Annotated in this window: 1 pseudogene; it reads left to right on the plus strand. The window is 59.5% G+C overall.

What is annotated here, in order from left to right:
- Positions 1 to 213: 213 nt before the first annotated feature.
- Positions 214 to 405 (plus strand): annotated as a pseudogene (locus tag OS914_RS18045) (IS21 family transposase); the annotation flags it as partial.
- Positions 406 to 550: the final 145 nt, after the last annotated feature.

A 550-nucleotide genomic window follows, 5' to 3' on the forward strand; every position in this document is an offset into this window, starting at 1 on the left:
CCTGCACGCCGATCTCGACCTGAAGCAGCGCGCTCTCGACCGAACGGCGCCCCCGAGCACCACGCCCGGCCGGTACCGGCCACCCGATGACCTATTGGCATTCCTGGAAGGGCTGTAATTATGTAGACAGCCGACCAGAACAGATCAGCACGACGGCAACTCATTTCCCGGCCAGGACCACCTGGTTTCTGCATAACCGCGCGTTCTACATAGTGGCTCCAGTGGGACTATGGAGACGGCCCCGACGTTGACGGCGGGAAGACGGTGTTGTTCGTGGCGTGGCTGGCGTACTCACGCTTTCGGATCGTGATTCCCTTACGGGATAAAACGATGCCGAGCGTCTTCGCGGCCCTCGACCGGTCCTTTCGGCTCATTAACGGTGTACCAACCTATGTCCTGACCGATTATGTTCCGCGGAACATAATCCGTCTTCTGTGCCCTGCCTGATTATGTGGCCCGGCCGCCGGAACCGGTTCTGGCCGGCTGGTTTGGTTGATTCGGGCCACATAACGATCAGAGGTTTGAGAGCCAGTTGAGCAGTGATTCGTCG

Source organism: Arthrobacter endolithicus (assembly GCF_026627425.1).
GTDB lineage: Bacteria > Actinomycetota > Actinomycetes > Actinomycetales > Micrococcaceae > Arthrobacter_M.